Genomic DNA, 16,920 nt, shown 5'->3' on the forward strand with positions numbered 1-16,920 from the left:
ATTGAAAAAAAATCGATTTGAGGTCAACCTTTTGCAATTAGAATCGACTAATAAAGAGAATTATTTTAGAAACCGATACGTGTAGTTTCTGTCAGCTACGTCAAACAACAAAGGTCGCCAGCGAGTGCTGGCAAAACTCAATCAAAAACACGCTATGCGAACACTACTTTTTACAGTATGTGCCTTGTTATTTTTTAATGTGGTCAGGGCACAAGATAAATTCACATTGAACGGATATGTGCGGGATGCCAAGTCCGGAGAAGAGCTCATTGGAGTCACCATTTTAATAGAACAAACAGGTGGCGGGGCAAATACAAATCCATATGGATTCTATTCATTGACACTTCCAGAAGGAGAGTACACTATTCAATTTAGGTATGTAGGCTTTGAAACTAAGGTTGAAAAGATTCAGCTCAATAAGGATCTGTCTCTGAACATCAACTTGGAAGAGGAAACAGTTGAGCTCAGCGAAGTTGTAGTGACAGCTGAGCGTCAGGATGTCAATGTCACCGGAATCCAGATGAGTAAGAATGAAATAGATATTCAGCAGCTTAAAAAGCTGCCCGCTCTATTTGGTGAACCTGATATCATTAAGACCATTCAAATGTTACCGGGGGTAGTTTCTGCAGGGGAAGGAACATCGAGTTTCTTTGTCCGAGGAGGAAGTGCAGACCAAAACCTAATTTTAATCGATGAGGCCCCAGTTTATGACCCTTCGCATTTGTTTGGGCTATTTTCGGTCTTTAACGCGGATGTGATCAAGGATTCGGAATTGTATAAAGGGGGTATTCCTTCAAGGTTTGGCGGAAGGCTCTCGTCCATATTGGAAGTAAGAACCAAGGATGGTAACAACAAGGAGTTAAAGGGAGAGGCAGGTATTGGCCTTCTGGCCAGCAGTGTGATGCTAGAGGGCCCAATAAAAAAGGATGAGAGTTCTTTTATCATCTCTGCCAGAAGGTCTTACGTGGACCTTTTTTTAAGACTGGCCGATCAAAAGAACCTCGTTTACTTTTATGATATCAATGCAAAAGTTAACTGGCGCGCTAACAATAAGAATAGGTTCTTTCTGGCGCTTTATACAGGGCGAGATGACTTTAACTTCGATGGTAACTTTGGCTTCGATTGGGGTAATAGAACAGCAACTTTCCGCTGGAATCATCTCTTTAACGATAAGCTGTTTTCAAATACTTCTTTAATCGCCAGTTCTTTTGACTATGGACTCGGTTCCCAAGAGCAGTCGGATGGCTTTCAATGGGATTCTAATCTTGAAGAGTACAGCTTTAAGCAAGATTTGAATTACTTTTTTAACCCTAGTTTAACGATGGACTTTGGTTATCATGTGACCTATAGAAAGTTTGCGCCAGGTAAAATTGTTCCGAGTGAGGAGTCGATTTTCAAAACTGTTGAGCTCCAGAATGAATTTGCTTTAGATCATGCTTTGTATGCAAGTCTACAACATCAAATTAGTGACAAACTTACATTTGAATATGGTGCCAGGCTTTCAGTATTTCAAAACATTGGAGAGAACACGGTATATACTTACCTGGATAAGCTCGATAATACAAATCCAATTAGGATAGATTCAACACAATATGGAAGCTTCGAGAATATAAAGACCTATGTCAATTTTGAACCGCGTTTTTCAGCACGATATATATTGAATAACGAGAGTAGTCTGAAAGCGAGCTATAACAGAATGGTCCAGAATACGCATTTGATTTCAAGTGGTACCGTACCATTGCCTTTTAATACCTGGGCGCCAAGTTCTACTTATTTGAAACCTCAGATTGCCGATCAATTTGCCTTAGGGTATTTCAGAAACTTCGATGACAATCGATTTGAGTTTTCAATGGAAGCTTTCTACAAGGACATCAGCAATGTGACAGACTTTGCAGATAATGCTCGCATCTTCTTTAATCAGGATTTGTCTACAGAATTCAGACAAGGAAAGTCTGAAGCATATGGCTTAGAACTAATGTTACAGAAGAAGAAAGGAGACTTATCAGGTTTTATAGCCTACACACTGTCTCGAGTAGATAGGACGGTGCCCGGTGTGAATCAGGGTAGGTCCTTTTTGGCCAACTACGATAGACGTCACAACCTCAATATTGTGGGTACCTATGATCATAATGATAAATGGACCTTTGGTGGAAGCTTTACCTATGGAACAGGTCGCCCTATAACGCTACCATCCGGTTCTTATGAATTTGGAGATGGGCAAGTTGCGGATATTATTACCGAGAGAAACGGATTCAGGCTACAGGATTTCCACAGAGTAGACCTTAGTGCCACTTTGGTTCCCAGAAAAAATCGAGACAAGAAGTATGAGACTTCATGGGTATTCTCGCTCTATAATGTTTATAGCAGAAAGAATCCTTTTTCAATCTACACCCGAGTGAGACTAGATGATGATGACAATGTAATCGGTGACGGCACAGAGAAAGAGGCCCGTCTCATTTACCTATTCCCAATTTTACCTTCAGTAACCTTCAATATCAATTTTTAGTCATGAGGAAGCAATTAAAAAACATAAGTCTACCATTGATCGCCTTGGTCATATTGATCTTCAGTGCATGTGAAGAGACGGTAACCATTGAAACCAATGATTTGGATGAAAGGGTGGTGATAGAAGGTCTTGTGACCAATCAGCAAAACCACTATGTGAAACTCACACGAACGCGATCCTTCTATGCAACAGGGCCTGCTGAGGCTATCGAAAATGCTTTAGTCAGTGTTTCTGATGATAATGGAAATACCTTTCAATTTGTTCATAACCCAACGGATAATCCTGAGCAAGATGGCTTCTACTATCCGGTGAATAATTTTCAAGGGCAAATAGGATCGGTTTACACCTTGGATGTTCAAGTAGATGGAGAGCAGTATGGGGCACAGGAAGAGTTGTTACCGGTGACAGCTATTGATTCTCTGACGGTAATATTGAATGAGGAAGAGTTCGAAGACCCAGAGGAAGAAGGACGATTTTACGAAGTCCTATTTTATGCTTCAGAACCTCAGGATAGAAAGGATCAATACCTATTTAAGTTCTATCGTGATGGAGAGATCGTTAAGGATTTTCCTACTGACATTTACTTCTCTGATGATATACTATTGGGAGAGAAGATTGACGATCTAGAAATAGCAGGTTATTATGCGCTAGGGGAGACTGTGACGGTGGAAATGTACAGTCTAACTCAGGAGGCATTTATATTTTATTCAGACCTCTTTAATCTACTCAATAATGACGGTGGTATGTTCAGCCCACCACCTGCAAATCCAAGAACTAACCTGAGCAATGGAGCTTTAGGCTACTTTCAGGTAAGTGCTGTGGATAGTGATGATATATTAATTGAAGACCCCGGAAACTAGTTTCTGGGGTTTACTCAACAGTGATCAGATAGTAATTCTTCTTGCCTTTTTGAGCTAAGAAGTACTTTCCTTGAAGCAGGGTCAATTCAGGTTTGGCATTCATGTCGGCAATTTTAGCCTTGTTGATAGAGACACCACCGCCTTGCAGCATTCTTCTAGCCTCGCCTTTAGAGCTGAAGATGATGCCTTTAGTAAGCTCTGAGAGTAAATCAATATAGTTTGCTGCACTCTCAAGTTCGCTTGAGGCAATAGTTACCTGAGGAACCCCCTCGAAAACGGACAGTAATGTGCTCTCATCTAAAGATGTGAGGTCTTCTTTGGTGGACTTACCAAATAGAATTCCAGAGGCCTTGATGGCCATTTGAAGGTCTTCTTCTGAATGAATTCTTCTGGTCACATCCTCAGCAAGTGCTTTCTGTAAGGTTCTCATGTGAGGTGCTTCGGCATGTTGTGCTTCTAAGGCCTCAATTTCATCCTTGCCAAGTAGAGTGAAGATTCGAATGAAGTTGCTAGCATCCTCATCTGAGGTATTTAGCCAATATTGATAGAACTTGTATGGTGAAGTTTTCTCTTTATCCAGCCATATATTTCCACCTTCGGACTTACCGAATTTGGATCCATCAGCCTTTTTGATCAATGGAGCCGTTAAGGCAAATGCTTCGCCTTGAGCCTTCCTTCTGATGAGTTCGGTTCCTGTGACAATGTTGCCCCATTGATCGGAACCACCCATTTGAATTTTACAATTCTTGTTTTGGTATAAGTGATAGAAGTCGTATCCCTGAACCAATTGGTAAGTGAATTCGGTAAAGGACATTCCGCCTTCCAATCGATTTTTCACCGAGTCCTTAGACATCATGTAATTCACGGTGATGTGTTTTCCCACATCACGAATGAATTCAAGAAAACCCATTCCCTTGAACCAATCATAGTTATTGACGATTTCCGCGGAATTATCGCCACAGTCAAAGTCCAAGAACTTTTCTAATTGTGCCTTTTGACCTGCCAGGTTATGATTGAGGACATCTTCTTCTAAAAGCTGACGTTCCGCTGATTTGCCTGATGGGTCTCCGACCATTCCGGTAGCACCACCGACAAGGGCTACTGGTTTGTGGCCTGCTCGTTGTAAGTGAACTAGCAGCATAACGGGTACCAGGTTGCCAATATGAAGTGAGTCAGCAGTTGGGTCAAACCCGATATATCCAGCCGTAAGCTCCTTAGACAGTTGTTCTTCAGTACCAGGCATGATGTCGTGAATCATTCCACGCCATCTCAATTCTTCAACCAGTGGGTTACTCATTAGGGAATTAGATTTGGGGGCAAATATAGAATATGAAAGGGGAGAGGAAAAGGAAAAAGCCCGGTTCTACCAGGCTACTCCTCCGTAATTGTCTTGACGATCCTCATCATCATTTGATGTATTGGTCGTAAAAGTAATTTTCTGTGTAGACCTAGAAGGTGAGCTACTATTCAATTCAGGCATCTCGACTTCTGCCCCGACATTCACCTTTCCATTCATTTCAGCGCCATTTTCTACAGAAATTCTTTTAGAATAGATTTTACCATAGATTTTGGCTGTCTTAGAGATATGCAGGAGACCATTGGCTAAAACATCTCCGTTGACGTAGCCATCGATGGTGATATCTGTACCGCTTAGGTTTCCTCCAATTTCACCATGACTACCAATAATGATCTTCTCGCTTGAGATCAAATCCCCTGTCACAAACCCATCTACTCGGATGCTGTGCTCAGATTTCATATTACCTGAAATCACAGAGCCATTCCTGACCTGTGTGATGTAGGTCGATGGGTTAACCGAAGCTGATTCTCTCTTACTCATTAGTAATCAGATGGAATGGATGAATTTGAAGTTGCACCATTTTCGTCAAAGATCGAAAGAATAGTAGTCGCATTTCCAATATCAAGTCCGACAGCATTGCTTTTTACCCCGCCATTCAATTGAGCGGAGTTAATGCAATAGCCTCTACTTGCCAGTGTTTGTGGCTCATTCGCTACTTGAAGATCAAGGATGTCCTGGAATTCTTTCTTGAAGCAATCAACTAACATCGGATACATTGCACCACCTCCAGCTAAGAACATCTCGTGAGAGATGGTAAAGTCATTGTCATTAAAAGCTTTTCTCATGGCAGGAGAGATTACATCCTCATAGTATTGCTTTAATACTTTGTCTCTAATCTCCTTAATATCAATACGTTTTCTATTTAAGAATATTACTCCCTTCTGAAAAGCTGCATCAATCTGATGCTCAGTTTTGAGCTCTAAATAGTAAGTTTTTGCCAGTTCTTTTTCTAGCAGGTTAACAGCGTATCTCAATCCGTAAGTTGAAAGTGATGTTCTTTGAACAATACCACCTTCAGTACTCAAAAGCCCCTCTAGTGTTCCGTACCCAAGTGACATGACAAAGAAGTTGCCCGTTGCTTTCTGAAGTCCCTTGCGGAGTGCAATGGCACAGCTAATTACCTCTGGTATGACCTGAACACTGTCGATTTCAACCTGTACATTCTTTCTAGTGCCTCCGCCATAAGTAGCGGCATCGTACTCGATTACATGTTGTGTATTGATCAATTCGCTGGCTACTTCTTTATAAAGCTGAAAGGTTGAGAATGGAAAGCCGGTAGAAAGTGTAAGCGGATTTCCTAATTTCTGGTTTGCGATCAGCATACCTGATTTCAATAGTAAATGATAGTCTAGCTCGTCCGGAGCACTATTGATATTTCTGTGTGGAGATACTCCTTCGGTAAGTGCAAGGTTACCAACCACGTAACCATCGCCATTATGATATAATTTTAGACCATTGATCAGGTCTGGAGAAACGTTTCTTAAATCCGTATTATTTCCCTCGAAAACACTTGGGAATGTATAAGTCTTAAACATGCTGTGAGTTTTGTTCTAGTGAAATAGCCAAAATAAATGAACAGCAATATTACGATTAAAAGACCATTGACTGCTCATTTGCCTTGAAAAAATCAGGCGGAAGTTCCGAAATACTTTTGAGATATAAAATTGAAAATAGCTTATTGATTAATCACCAGAGCCAATCTTTTATTGTTGCCGCTGACAGCCATTCTGGTAATACCTTTAGCCCCTGTTTCTCCCAGATCACTCACTTCTACCCAGTTTTCATCTCTTTTAGGATTGTAAGACAAGAGTTTAGAGCCTACACTAGTAATATATGTTCCTTGTTGTGTAATGGCCCAGTCACTAGCGCCTTGCGGTTTTTTGATGATAGCAGTCGTTTCATTGTTGACACTATTTAACCTGTGGATTATTACATCACCATTGTCCTCGCGCTTTTCAAAGGCAAAGTCAGGGCTATCAGGAATTACTTTGATGGTTCTGCCAATGTTGCTTGTAATGATCTTATCATCCACGCTATTGGGGTTGGCCTTTACCAAAGTGGCCGGTTGGCCAAGGACAAACATTAGAATTTGATCTTGATTCCAGGCGAAATAGCCTACTGGTGCTATTTTTTCGAAAACGACACGAGGAGACTGTTTTCCTTCCATAGGAAACAACCATAGCCTTTGGGTATTGTCTTCCTCTACTCGTACTGTTCCAAAACTATTGTATTTCTCCATGGGGAAGGGGGAGTATTCACTGGTATTGGTAGTGTTCGTCAGGTTGGTCACTTTGTTATCGTATAAATCAACTATCATAATGTCGTTTTGACCATTTTCATAAGCCGAGTACATGATATAATCGTTGTTGAAAAATGCGGGCTGGTTGTCGTAACCTTTTCGATTTGTAACGTTTTTGGAGTTGGAAATACTGAGTTTGCCTTTCTTTTCTTTCAAGTCAAAAACAAAGATGTCAGTATCTGGTGGGGGAGTTTGCGATAGCCCGAAGTTGATGACGGTCAATAACGAAATGCAGGTAAAAAATGTCTTCATAAGTCTGTTCTGTGGTCATTCACAAGATAGAAAATTGAAAGATAATGCCGTTACACCTTTGTACAAGTGGTTAAAATTAAATGTGAAGTATAAGTTTATTAAAAATAATTTAATTATTTGATTTATAGACTTTTATATACTTAATAAAATACATTGCTCATTTTTTTAGCAACCAAAATACACCCAGATTCTAGTGCTTTTACACTAAACTTTATTATCTAGGTTTAGTTAACACACACTACCATTATGGAATTATACACGAGTAAAAGGCTGGATACTTTTCGTGCACTTCAAGATCCCTTAGCAGATCAGGTGATTGATAAGTACTTTCCGGCAAATAAAGATTTACTGCAGTTACATCTATCTTCTCTTGCTGACAATAATGACGTCTTACCCGAAGATGCTGTCGCAGAACTTAAAGAACTCTATGATTCCATACAAGAGACTTCCAGTTCATTCAAATCAGAGGATTTAGCAAAAGGCCAAGACTTCTTTGATGAGTATGCCTCAGACATTATGCTCTTGTTGGGCTTTCTCAGTTTGCCCTACTGCTATACGGCCGCCTATGGTGCTGAGGTGCTGGTTCAATCAAAACGTATTTTGGAAGACCCAGCAAGACGCTTAATGGATACGGCCTCTTTTGTTTTCGATGTCACGAATAAGAAGGCTTTTGAGTCCGATGGTAAGGCATTGGTGAGTATTTTAAAGGTCAGACTATTACATGCTGCCACTCGCTGGTATATCAATCAATCGCGCAACTGGGATAGTGATGAGAAAGGTAAACCGATTAATCAGGAAGATATGGCTGGGACTAACTTGTCCTTTTCATTGATTGCTATTAGGGGATTGAGGAAGCTTGGAAAGTTTATTGAACCAAAGAAGGCCTTCGATTATATTGACTATTGGAATAAAATCGGCTTGCTGTTAGGGCTTCATCCAGATTTAATCCCTGAAACCAATAAAGAGGCCTTTTATCTGGAAAAGCAGATTAGATTCAGACATTTCAGAACATCAGAAGCAGGGGTGCAGTTGACAGATTCTTTGTACAAGTATTACGAAAAAGCCGTAAAAGACTCTCCATTAGATGGCCTAACCAAACCTTTTATGATTCATCTTTTAGGCGATAAAGTCGCCCGGCAGCTAGGCATGGAAATTAGCAACTACGATCGCATGGTCTTCAAGCCATATCAGATGTTTATGAACTTCAGGAATTACTTCTTTGCCTCTCAAGATTCTTATGCCAAAGCCTTTGCTCGCTTTAAAGAAACAAAAGAAGACACACTTTAGATCTATCTCATATTCCCAAGTGTCGCTTTATTTTCTTTCTGCGAACTAGGTTATGGTCAATCAGTTGAAAGGTGACAAGAAGCGCGGCCAATGCAAGTACTGGCATTAGCATCCCGATAGAAACGAAAGCATTCGATTCTCCAAAAGAAGAGATCACTTTCAGAGCACTAAACCCAAAGAACAACACTCCAATAATTGCAAGGGCAAACATAATGCTGTCCTTCCTCGCCTCTTTCCTGTGCTTCTCTTTTAGTTTTTTCATCACATTGCTCGAAAAGTCTGGGTGAATGGAGATGTCCTTCTCCTTTTCCAACTGGTCGAACAACAATTGGTAAAGCTCTTGATCCTGATGATCAGCAGAAGTATCGAATTCAATTTGTTCGTGGATTCCATTTTGTCTTTTCATAGCAATTCCTCCTTTTGCATGTATTTAGATAGTTCTTCTTTGAGGAGCTTTCTTGCCCTGAACAGATAGTTTTTGACAGTGCCTTCTGGCATTCCTGTGATCTCAACTATTTCGGGATAGCTCATTTCCTCAATATGGTAGAGGTAAAGTACATTTCGGTAATGTGAGGGAAGCTTATCAATGTTTTTTTGCACGAATTCAGATACGCTGCTCGACTCCAATATATCGGCAGGAGTAGTCTTTTCTTGAAAGAATTGATCCTCATTAGCTTCTTCCAGTGCTTTGTAATTCATCTTACTCGTCTTTTTAAGTACGTTGATCGTATGTCTGTAAGCTATGGTTCCTATCCATGTGGATAGTTTGCTATCGAATCGAAAGCCAGGTAATTTTTCGTAAACCTTCATAAATACGTCCTGTGCCAACTCTTCGACCATTACCTCTTCGCTGGTCAACTTGTGAATCATATGAAAAACCAGTTTTTCATACTTCCGAATCAAAAATTCGAAGGCTTGTTGGTTTCCGCCTAATACGCTTTTAACCAGCGAATGATCATCCATATGAGTCGTTAGACAAAGTTGAGTGTTGAGATGTTGCACTACAGTCTAAAGACTGTGGAGAATAAGTTCGATATTTTTTTTATTAAACTGCAACATTGAAAATCACTTGGCTGTCTGATGGGGCAAATGGAATTTAAAAACTCGAAATAATGGAAGGATTTGATATCGTATTAACCGTCTTGATCACATTTGCCTTTACTGGATTTACAACCATAGGTATTATCAAAGGCATCACAAATTACAGGTTAAGAAGAAAGATGATTGAGGCTGGTCTAATCAATGAGGAGGCAATGGAACTACTGAAAGAGGGGGCTAAAGACAGTTATTATAGCTCCTTGAAATGGGGCTTGATTCTATTCTTCAGTGGTATAGGTCTTGTGATTATTAACTCAATGGACATTTATTACGATTCAACCGCTGCCTATGGAATTGTCATTACAGCTGCCTCTTTGGGCTTTTTGATATACTTTATGTTTATGAGGAAGGAAATGGATAAGGATGTATAAAACCTTAACGTGAAGCATTGAAGGCCGAAGAGATTAATCTTCGGCCTTTTCTTTTACAACCAAAATAAGATAGGCGCTGTCAGAGATATTGAAACTAAACATAATCTTATGAAGCGATTCTTTTTGACAATACTATCAGTGGTTGTTATTTCTTTTTCTTCTTGTGAAAATGAAAGTGAAGTTGTTCCTAACTGTATTGAGGTCCGTGTGGTAGCTAACGTTTGTGGAAACGCTGTTTTACAGGTGGTCAATGGCTATCAGGCCCTAAATCTCGAAACCTGGACAGATAGTGACGGTAATGTTCACCAAAATACCTTCAGCACATTTATGAACCCTTGTGCTGATAATTATCCGGACAACCCAGAATCTTCTTTCTTTGTCACTTTTGCGGATGAAAAGGACAATAGTGATTGTATTGTTTGTCTTGCAACACTTGCAAACATGCCACAAACGTATATTGATATCCGCTTTGTTGATCCATGTGGTCTTGGTGAAATAAACTAAGACAACTTTCTAATAATCGGATTGAATGCCTTGGAAGCTACCAAAACCTTGTCGCCAACTGATAAGGAGGTAGCTTCCTCAACATCTGAAACTACCCTTACAAGCTCTTTGGCAACCATCACGGTGATGATGCTTACAACGCCCTCAGCCTTAATGTCTATAATCTCTCCGGTGAATTGAAATTTCCCTGTGACTGTGCTGCCTCCCAATATCTCTGCGGGTTTTCCGTGTTTAATAACTTTGCCGGAATCCATGACAATCAAAGTATCGGCCAGGCGGAGAACTTCAGCATCGTCATGCGTCACCATGAGTGTAGTAAGGTTGAACTCATTATGGAGCATGAGGATATGATGCTGTAACCTGCCCCGCATCTCGACATCCAAAGCCGAAAGCGGTTCATCCAGTAGCAATAGCTTGGGTTGCTGAACAAGGGCTCTTGCCAAGGCTACTCGCTGCTTCTGACCACCAGAGAGTGTTTCCGGCTTGACAGACTGTAGGTCTCCTAACTCCATTAATTCCACCAAATTCTGGATGATGCTTCCAGAATCACCTTTGGGCAGTGCAAATTCTAAATTCTCTTTGACGGTCATATTCGGAAAGAGCGCGTAGTCTTGGAAAACATATCCAACGCCTCGTTTCTGAATCTCGAGATTAACCTTCTCTTTGCTATCAAACCAGGGCTGATTCTTAACACTTATGACTCCTTTGTCTGGTTGCATCAAGCCAACAATCATTCTCAGTAATGAGGTCTTACCCGCCCCTGATTTTCCTTGTATGGCCGTGAAATTTCCTTGAGCTATATCCAGCTCGACTTCCAGATCCATACTGCCCTGATTGGCATTAAGTTGCTTATGTAGGTCTAAGAGTATCATTTCCAAAATGCTTTTATGCCTTTTCGGTTCAAGGAATAAACCATCAGCAGTATGAGAAACGTAATACCCAAGAGTATTAATGAATACTGGTTGGCGAGGCCATAGTTGAGAGATTCTACTTCGTCATAAATGGCAATGGAAGCAACTTTTGTTTGTCCGGGTATATTGCCTCCGATCATTAACACAACCCCGAATTCGCCCATGGTATGTGCGAAGGATAACACTATACCTGTTAAGATTGCTGGCTTGATGTTTGGCAACAAAACTTTTGTGAGGGTTTGAAATTTGGATTTGCCCAGAACATATGAGGCTTCCTTTAAAGAATTTGGAAGATTGGTCAAGCCTGATTGAATAGGATGAACCATAAATGGAAGGCTGTAAATTATTGAGGCAAAGACTAGACCTTCAAAAGAGAATATTAAGCGCAAGCCGAGCCATTGATCAAGCCATTCTCCAAAAGCGTTATTGGGACTGAAAGCAATCAGCAAGTAGAACCCCAAAACGGTAGGGGGTAAGACTAGGGGCATGCTGATAAGTGCCTCTAAGGCCGGTTTGAACTTGGTCTTGGTATTCGCTAACCAATTGGCCAATGGAATGGCAATCAGAATCAGGAGGATTGTGGTGACAGTGGCCAGCTTTAGGGTCAATATGATCGGTCCCCAATCCATTATTCGGAGATCATGATTTCGTTAGTTTTTATCAATGCTGTCACCGACATTCCTTCTACCAAGCCCAAAGTTTGCAATGCTTTGGTGGTAATGATTGAAGAGATTTCGTTTGTCTCAATTTGGATCACAACCTTGGTCAGTAATTCCGAAACTTCAATACGTTTAACAGTGCCTGGGAGTTGGTTTTGCAGGCTAATCTTCTGTTTTTCTTCAAGACCAATAGCCACTTCAGTTTCTTTGAAGATGGCCTGAACTTCATTGCCGATTTTAAGAAGCGGGAGTGAGTCTGGGGTGTCAATAACGATAGAAGTAAGGTGAATTGCCCCTGTTTCAATACCAACCAAAGACAAGCTGCCAGAAGTCTCTATTGATGATATTTTGCCTTGGATGGAATTCAAAAGATCTAAATTGAGATAAATCTAATGGTCTTTGGGGAATTATCTGAGTCCAGTGATTCAACTTATCCAGTCGAACAAATATTTCTCGTCATGATCAATATTGAATTTCCTAAGAAACTCAAAGTACTCTTCTTTGAATCCCTTCTTCCTATGATGTTCTTTTTGATTCAAAATATAGCTGATGACTGAGGGGATTTGACTTTGACTGTAGGTAAACGCACCATATCCCTCTTGCCACTGAAATCGCTTTTTAAGCGACATTGATTCGTTAATCCATTTTGAAGAGTTAGATTTTATAGTTCTTACTAGATCGGCAATGGATTGTTTGGGGTTTAGTCCAATAAGAATGTGGCAATGATCTGGCAAGACATAAATAGCCATCAATTTGTGCTCCTGATTTGAGACAATGCCAGTAATGTATTTTTGAACATCAATCCGAATCTTTTCATCGATTAAGCTCTCGCGATATTTTACCGCAAAAACAAGTTGGATGTAAAGTTGCGTGTAGGTATTGGCCATGATTTCGCTCCTCTGGAGCTTTTGCACTACTTGAATTTAATGATAGCTATGGGCATTTGACCTCTCCGAGGCCTGTTATGTTTATGATTTTATCAGAGTGATTTTGTTAAGTTAATTCAGAGTTCTGTGAGTAATTACTCCGTAGGAGTCTAATGTCTTAAGGTTTCTAAAATAGATTGATACCAAAACTCCGTAGGAGTGACATTAAGGATATGGGGTATACCCGAAATCTGCTAAAATTTTCTGACCTCTTGCCGAAAGGATAAAATCAAAGAATGACTTTGCCTGGTTCAACATTTCCGACCTTGCGTTAAGTATAACCATTTGTTGAGCGATTGGTGTGTATGTGCCGGTTGGAACGTCAATCCACGAACCTTTATCACTGAAGGCTTCTGATAGGATGCTCGATTTGGATGTAAACCCTGCAGGCGCAGCTCCTGATAATAGGAATTGATTGACTTGTGAAATACTTTCTCCATAGACTAGCTTTTCCTGAAACAACTCCCAATCTCCGACAGACTTCAGAAATTCAACAGTCGCCCTGCCGTAAGGAGCGGTCTTAGGGTTGGCCATAGCGAACTTCATTTCTTTTAAACCGATCGCTCCCGAAGCGACTTGCAAAGAGTCTACTGAAGTCCATAATACCAGTTTTCCGTAGGCGTATGTTACAGGTAGGTCATAGGCAAAGCCTTCTTGAAGGAGGGTTTGAGGGTATAGGCTGTCGGCAGAAAGGAGTAGGTCATAGGGGGCACCAGCGATGATTTGATTAGTAAGCTTACCAGATGAAGCTAGAATTACCTCAATGTCCTCTCCAGTTTCGGATTCATATGCTTCTTCCAATTGTTCAACGGCAAATTGCATATTAGCCGCTGCTGCAATGGTTAGTTTACTAGAGTTCTGATTAGAGCAGGAGAGGCAAAGGACTAGAAGGAGTAATATGGTCCACTGCCTCTTCATACCAGGTTGTCCCATAGAACCTCCACAGGATGATATGACTTTCTACTCGTGCCATCTTTGATCTGATGTCTGCAACTGGTACCAGCGGCTGCTATAATTACATCTTGGGGTTGTTCTCGTACGGTTGGGAAGAGTACTAGCTCGCCAATCTTCATAGAGACCTCGTAATGTTCTTTCTCATAACCGAATGATCCAGCCATACCACAACACCCGGAAGGTATCATCTGAACTTTGAAGTTTTCAGGCAGCGAGAGCAGCTTTTTAGTCGGGACCATGGAAGACAAGGACTTTTGATGACAATGCCCATGTACTTTGATCAACCTTGGTTCTTTCGTGAACTGTTCTGATTTGATACGCCCCGCATCGATCTCGTTTGCCAAAAATTCCTCAATGGTAAACACATGTTGTGCTATGCGTTTGGCTTGTTCTTGCTTTTTGCCCCGTGTAAGGCTGATGTATTCATCTCTGAAAGTCAGGATCGCAGAAGGCTCAATACCAATCAGAGGTGTGGCGGCAGTTAGAAGCTCATTGAATACATCTATGTTGGCTTCTGCAAGCTCTTTTGCTTCTGCCAATAGACCCTTTGAGAGTTGTGGCCTTCCGGAGTCAGCATGAGGAACGAAAATGACTTGGTAGCCCAGCTTTTCGAGTAGTAGAATAGCTTTTTTGCCAATTTCAGCATCGTTGTAATTGGTAAATTCATCACAGAAAATATAGACCTTCTTGTCTGTGACTTTGGGCTTGAATTCCTTTGTGAGCCATTTAGATAATGGCTGCCTGGAAAGTGTGGGGACACTCCGTTCTTTCGCAAAGCCAACGAATGACTTCATCATGTTGCCTGTGATCTTATTGCCAAAGGCAAAATCATAAGCCCAAGGCGCCAGGCTGGCAAGTTTCATGTTTTTGGAGAAAGCGGCAATCTGTTTAGTTCGCCATGGAATCCCTTTTTCCTTATAATACTGGTGTTGCCATTCTGCCTTGAGTTTAGCCATATCCACATTAGACGGGCATTCGGAGCTACATCCTTTACAGGACAGGCAGAGATCCATTACTTCTTTTATCTCCTCATTGGCAAATGGATTCTTGTCAGTTGAATTCGTTAGAATTTCTCTTAGAATATTCGCCCGTGCCCTTGTAGTATCCTTTTCGTCACGTGTTGCCATGTAACTGGGACACATGGTGCCACCGCTTAATTCTGATTTACGACAGTCTCCAGAGCCATTACAAAGCTCTGCTGTGCGGAGGATGCCATCTGTTGAGGAGAAATCAAATTGCGTTTCAAAATCGGGCGTCTCCTGATCCTTTGAATACCTCAAGGAAGTATCCATTGGAGGCGTGTCGACAATTTTATTTGGATTGAAGATGTTTTGTGGGTCCCAAATCTTTTTGACACGTTTGACCAATTCATAATTGTGTTCTCCGATCATTTGGGAAAGGAATTCTCCTCTAAGGCGTCCATCTCCATGTTCTCCTGATAAAGAGCCCTTGTACCTTTTCACCAATGTGGCGATTTCTTCGGCAATGGTTCTAAACTGTTGTTGACCTTCTGAAGTCTTCAGGTTGATTATTGGTCTGAGATGCAGTTCACCTGAACCGGCATGCGCATAATGGACCGAGTATAGTCCATGTTTCTCCAGAATCTCATTGAACTCAGCGATATAAGCCGGTAAATCGGTTACATCAACAGCCGTATCCTCGATGACTGGGGCAGGCTTAGCATCTCCAGGTATATTGGATAATAGGCCTAACCCCGCTTTTCTTAGGTTCCAAACGGATTTAATCTTCTTGCCTTTGATAACAGGGTATGCATAACCTCTTCCTTGGCCTTTGAGGTCAGCAATCAAGTCTGTTACCCTCTGATCGGCTTCTTCCGGACTATCTCCATTCAATTCGACTACTAGTATTGCCTGAGGATCACCTTCTACAAAGAACCTTAGCGCATTATACATGGCATTGCGTTTGGTAGCTTCCAAGATGTAGTGATCCATAAGCTCACAGGCAGATGGTTGATATTTGAGTGCAACCAGATTTGCCTTGAGGCTATCGTTTATGGTTTTGGAGTGAATGCAAACTAGACGTTTGTTATTTGGAGGAAGAGGAGTGAGCTTAATTTTGGCCGCAGTGACCAGACACAATGTTCCTTCAGAGCCAGCAATTAGACTACAGAAGTTGAAGTCATCTCCTTGCTCATCAAAGGGTTGATGTCTGAGCAGCATGTCCAAGGCATATCCTGTATTTCTTCTTGGTATATCGGCCTTTGGAAAGCCCTCTATGATCTCCTTTTGATTGGCCTTATCCTTTAATATTTCGCGTGTTTCGAAATAGATGATATTCTGCAATTCGCCCGAAACAGAAAGTCCGTTACATCGATCCAAAAAGGCACCTTTGTCTAGGCCCCCAAACCAAGATTCTGTCCCATCTGCTAATATGGTTTTTACTTCGAGTAAATGTTCCCTTGTGCTGCCATAAACTACTGAATTAGAGCCACATGAGTTATTGCCAATCATGCCACCAATCATCGCACGATTGGCAGTAGATGTTTCAGGAGCAAAGAAGAAACCGTAGGGCTCCAAGTGCTTATTGAGATCATCCCGAATAATACCAGGTTCAACCCAGGCATAGCCCTCTTTTTCGTTGACTTCTATGACCTTGTTAAAGTGCTTCGAGATGTCCACAATGATACCGTTTCCTACAACCTGCCCAGCAAGACTGGTTCCTGCAGTTCTTGGAATCAGGGAGGTGTTATTCTCTCTGGCATAATTGACCAGTGTTACCAAGTCTTCCTTGCCGTTTGGCACAGCTACTGCCTCAGGTAATTCTCTATAGGCCGAGGCGTCCGTGGCATAAAGTCTCCGAGTGGTGTTGTCAGTAAAAAGTTCGCCTTTAAGTGAGGCCTGTAAGTCTGTAAAACTCATGCGTCAGCAAATTAGGAGTATTGCTGTTAATCTGGAAGTCAGAGGTTTTAGAAATTA

General features: G+C 41.3%; 17 protein-coding genes. 5 read left to right on the plus strand and 12 right to left on the minus strand.

All coding sequences use genetic code 11. The features are described from left to right. Window positions 1-154: 154 nt before the first annotated feature. Window positions 155-2,506: a TonB-dependent receptor gene (locus BFP97_RS04270; RefSeq protein ID WP_069844197.1), complete on the plus strand. Its 2,352-nt coding sequence runs from the start codon at window positions 155-157 to the stop codon at window positions 2,504-2,506. Between the two features lie 2 nt (window positions 2,507-2,508). Next, window positions 2,509-3,366, plus strand: coding sequence for a DUF4249 domain-containing protein (locus BFP97_RS04275; protein ID WP_069841223.1), 858 nt, complete (start codon window positions 2,509-2,511; stop codon window positions 3,364-3,366). Window positions 3,367-3,376: 10 nt separating this feature from the next. Here BFP97_RS04275 and tyrS read toward each other — a convergent pair whose 3' ends face one another. From tyrS to BFP97_RS04295, 4 genes are all read right to left on the minus strand, one after another. Then, complete coding sequence (gene tyrS, locus BFP97_RS04280) at window positions 3,377-4,663, minus strand: tyrosine--tRNA ligase (RefSeq protein WP_069841224.1); 1,287 nt, start codon at window positions 4,661-4,663, stop codon at window positions 3,377-3,379. Between the two features lie 66 nt (window positions 4,664-4,729). After that, the gene (locus tag BFP97_RS04285) at window positions 4,730-5,203 is read right to left on the minus strand and encodes a polymer-forming cytoskeletal protein (protein ID WP_069841225.1); all 474 of its coding nucleotides are present in this window, start codon (window positions 5,201-5,203) and stop codon (window positions 4,730-4,732) included. Then, window positions 5,203-6,258 (minus strand): ParM/StbA family protein, encoded by a 1,056-nt coding sequence (locus tag BFP97_RS04290; protein WP_069841226.1) that lies wholly within the window; start codon window positions 6,256-6,258, stop codon window positions 5,203-5,205. Before BFP97_RS04290 ends, BFP97_RS04285 begins: the two co-directional genes overlap by 1 nt. A gap of 140 nt (window positions 6,259-6,398) precedes the next feature. After that, complete coding sequence (locus tag BFP97_RS04295; protein WP_069841227.1) at window positions 6,399-7,274, minus strand: hypothetical protein; 876 nt, start codon at window positions 7,272-7,274, stop codon at window positions 6,399-6,401. 246 nt (window positions 7,275-7,520) lie between these two features. On the opposite strand from BFP97_RS04295, the gene BFP97_RS04300 reads away from it, so the two are divergent. Continuing rightward, complete coding sequence (locus tag BFP97_RS04300; protein ID WP_069841228.1) at window positions 7,521-8,561, plus strand: oxygenase MpaB family protein; 1,041 nt, start codon at window positions 7,521-7,523, stop codon at window positions 8,559-8,561. Window positions 8,562-8,568: 7 nt separating this feature from the next. Here BFP97_RS04300 and BFP97_RS04305 read toward each other — a convergent pair whose 3' ends face one another. Next, on the minus strand, window positions 8,569-8,967 hold the full coding sequence (locus tag BFP97_RS04305) for a hypothetical protein (RefSeq protein WP_069841229.1): 399 nt from the start codon (window positions 8,965-8,967) through the stop codon (window positions 8,569-8,571). Next, a complete protein-coding gene (locus BFP97_RS04310; protein ID WP_069841230.1) occupies window positions 8,964-9,524 on the minus strand; it encodes an RNA polymerase sigma factor in 561 nt (186 codons plus the stop codon). Before BFP97_RS04310 ends, BFP97_RS04305 begins: the two co-directional genes overlap by 4 nt. Before the next feature lie 149 nt (window positions 9,525-9,673). Here BFP97_RS04310 and BFP97_RS04315 point away from each other — a divergent pair, with 149 nt between their 5' ends. Together BFP97_RS04315 and BFP97_RS04320 are read left to right on the plus strand one after the other, a co-directional pair. After that, window positions 9,674-10,030: a DUF6249 domain-containing protein gene (locus BFP97_RS04315; RefSeq protein ID WP_069841231.1), complete on the plus strand. Its 357-nt coding sequence runs from the start codon at window positions 9,674-9,676 to the stop codon at window positions 10,028-10,030. Window positions 10,031-10,138: 108 nt separating this feature from the next. Further along, window positions 10,139-10,534 carry a hypothetical protein gene (locus BFP97_RS04320; RefSeq protein ID WP_069841232.1) on the plus strand — a complete coding sequence of 132 codons (396 nt, stop codon included), beginning with the start codon at window positions 10,139-10,141 and terminating at the stop codon, window positions 10,532-10,534. Here BFP97_RS04320 and BFP97_RS04325 read toward each other — a convergent pair. From BFP97_RS04325 to BFP97_RS04350, 6 genes are all read right to left on the minus strand, one after another. Continuing rightward, window positions 10,531-11,406, minus strand: coding sequence for an ATP-binding cassette domain-containing protein (locus BFP97_RS04325; protein WP_069841233.1), 876 nt, complete (start codon window positions 11,404-11,406; stop codon window positions 10,531-10,533). The two genes, BFP97_RS04320 and BFP97_RS04325, sit on opposite strands and share 4 nt — an antisense overlap. Continuing rightward, the gene (modB, locus tag BFP97_RS04330; RefSeq protein ID WP_069841234.1) at window positions 11,403-12,074 is read right to left on the minus strand and encodes a molybdate ABC transporter permease subunit; all 672 of its coding nucleotides are present in this window, start codon (window positions 12,072-12,074) and stop codon (window positions 11,403-11,405) included. The genes BFP97_RS04325 and modB overlap by 4 nt, the downstream gene beginning before the upstream one ends. Beyond that, entirely contained in the window at window positions 12,074-12,472 is a 399-nt protein-coding gene (locus BFP97_RS04335) for a molybdopterin-binding protein (RefSeq protein ID WP_069841235.1), read from the minus strand. The genes modB and BFP97_RS04335 overlap by 1 nt, the downstream gene beginning before the upstream one ends. A 57-nt stretch (window positions 12,473-12,529) precedes the next feature. Further along, window positions 12,530-13,018, minus strand: coding sequence for an IS200/IS605 family transposase (gene tnpA, locus BFP97_RS04340; RefSeq protein ID WP_317039312.1), 489 nt, complete (start codon window positions 13,016-13,018; stop codon window positions 12,530-12,532). 177 nt (window positions 13,019-13,195) lie between these two features. Then, on the minus strand, window positions 13,196-13,948 hold the full coding sequence (gene modA, locus BFP97_RS04345) for a molybdate ABC transporter substrate-binding protein (protein WP_069841237.1): 753 nt from the start codon (window positions 13,946-13,948) through the stop codon (window positions 13,196-13,198). Next, window positions 13,945-16,863, minus strand: a complete 2,919-nt coding sequence (locus BFP97_RS04350; protein WP_069841238.1) for an FAD-binding and (Fe-S)-binding domain-containing protein — start codon at window positions 16,861-16,863, stop codon at window positions 13,945-13,947. The genes modA and BFP97_RS04350 overlap by 4 nt, the downstream gene beginning before the upstream one ends. Window positions 16,864-16,920: the final 57 nt, after the last annotated feature.

It is taken from the genome of Roseivirga sp. 4D4 (genome assembly GCF_001747095.1).
Lineage (GTDB): Bacteria > Bacteroidota > Bacteroidia > Cytophagales > Cyclobacteriaceae > Roseivirga.

What these genes read in the sequence shown, in the direction of transcription:
- modA (WP_069841237.1), bottom strand. Translation starts at nt 13,948, where the DNA reads ATGAAGAGGCAGTGGACCATATTACTCCTTCTAGTCCTTTGCCTCTCC.
- BFP97_RS04315 (WP_069841231.1), top strand. Translation starts at nt 9,674, where the DNA reads ATGGAAGGATTTGATATCGTATTAACCGTCTTGATCACATTTGCCTTT.
- BFP97_RS04290 (WP_069841226.1), bottom strand. Translation starts at nt 6,258, where the DNA reads ATGTTTAAGACTTATACATTCCCAAGTGTTTTCGAGGGAAATAATACG.
- modB (WP_069841234.1), bottom strand. Translation starts at nt 12,074, where the DNA reads ATGGATTGGGGACCGATCATATTGACCCTAAAGCTGGCCACTGTCACC.
- BFP97_RS04270 (WP_069844197.1), top strand. Translation starts at nt 155, where the DNA reads ATGCGAACACTACTTTTTACAGTATGTGCCTTGTTATTTTTTAATGTG.
- BFP97_RS04305 (WP_069841229.1), bottom strand. Translation starts at nt 8,967, where the DNA reads ATGAAAAGACAAAATGGAATCCACGAACAAATTGAATTCGATACTTCT.
- BFP97_RS04350 (WP_069841238.1), bottom strand. Translation starts at nt 16,863, where the DNA reads ATGAGTTTTACAGACTTACAGGCCTCACTTAAAGGCGAACTTTTTACT.
- BFP97_RS04285 (WP_069841225.1), bottom strand. Translation starts at nt 5,203, where the DNA reads ATGAGTAAGAGAGAATCAGCTTCGGTTAACCCATCGACCTACATCACA.
- BFP97_RS04295 (WP_069841227.1), bottom strand. Translation starts at nt 7,274, where the DNA reads ATGAAGACATTTTTTACCTGCATTTCGTTATTGACCGTCATCAACTTC.
- BFP97_RS04320 (WP_069841232.1), top strand. Translation starts at nt 10,139, where the DNA reads ATGAAGCGATTCTTTTTGACAATACTATCAGTGGTTGTTATTTCTTTT.
- BFP97_RS04310 (WP_069841230.1), bottom strand. Translation starts at nt 9,524, where the DNA reads ATGGATGATCATTCGCTGGTTAAAAGCGTATTAGGCGGAAACCAACAA.
- BFP97_RS04325 (WP_069841233.1), bottom strand. Translation starts at nt 11,406, where the DNA reads ATGATACTCTTAGACCTACATAAGCAACTTAATGCCAATCAGGGCAGT.
- tyrS (WP_069841224.1), bottom strand. Translation starts at nt 4,663, where the DNA reads ATGAGTAACCCACTGGTTGAAGAATTGAGATGGCGTGGAATGATTCAC.
- BFP97_RS04300 (WP_069841228.1), top strand. Translation starts at nt 7,521, where the DNA reads ATGGAATTATACACGAGTAAAAGGCTGGATACTTTTCGTGCACTTCAA.
- BFP97_RS04275 (WP_069841223.1), top strand. Translation starts at nt 2,509, where the DNA reads ATGAGGAAGCAATTAAAAAACATAAGTCTACCATTGATCGCCTTGGTC.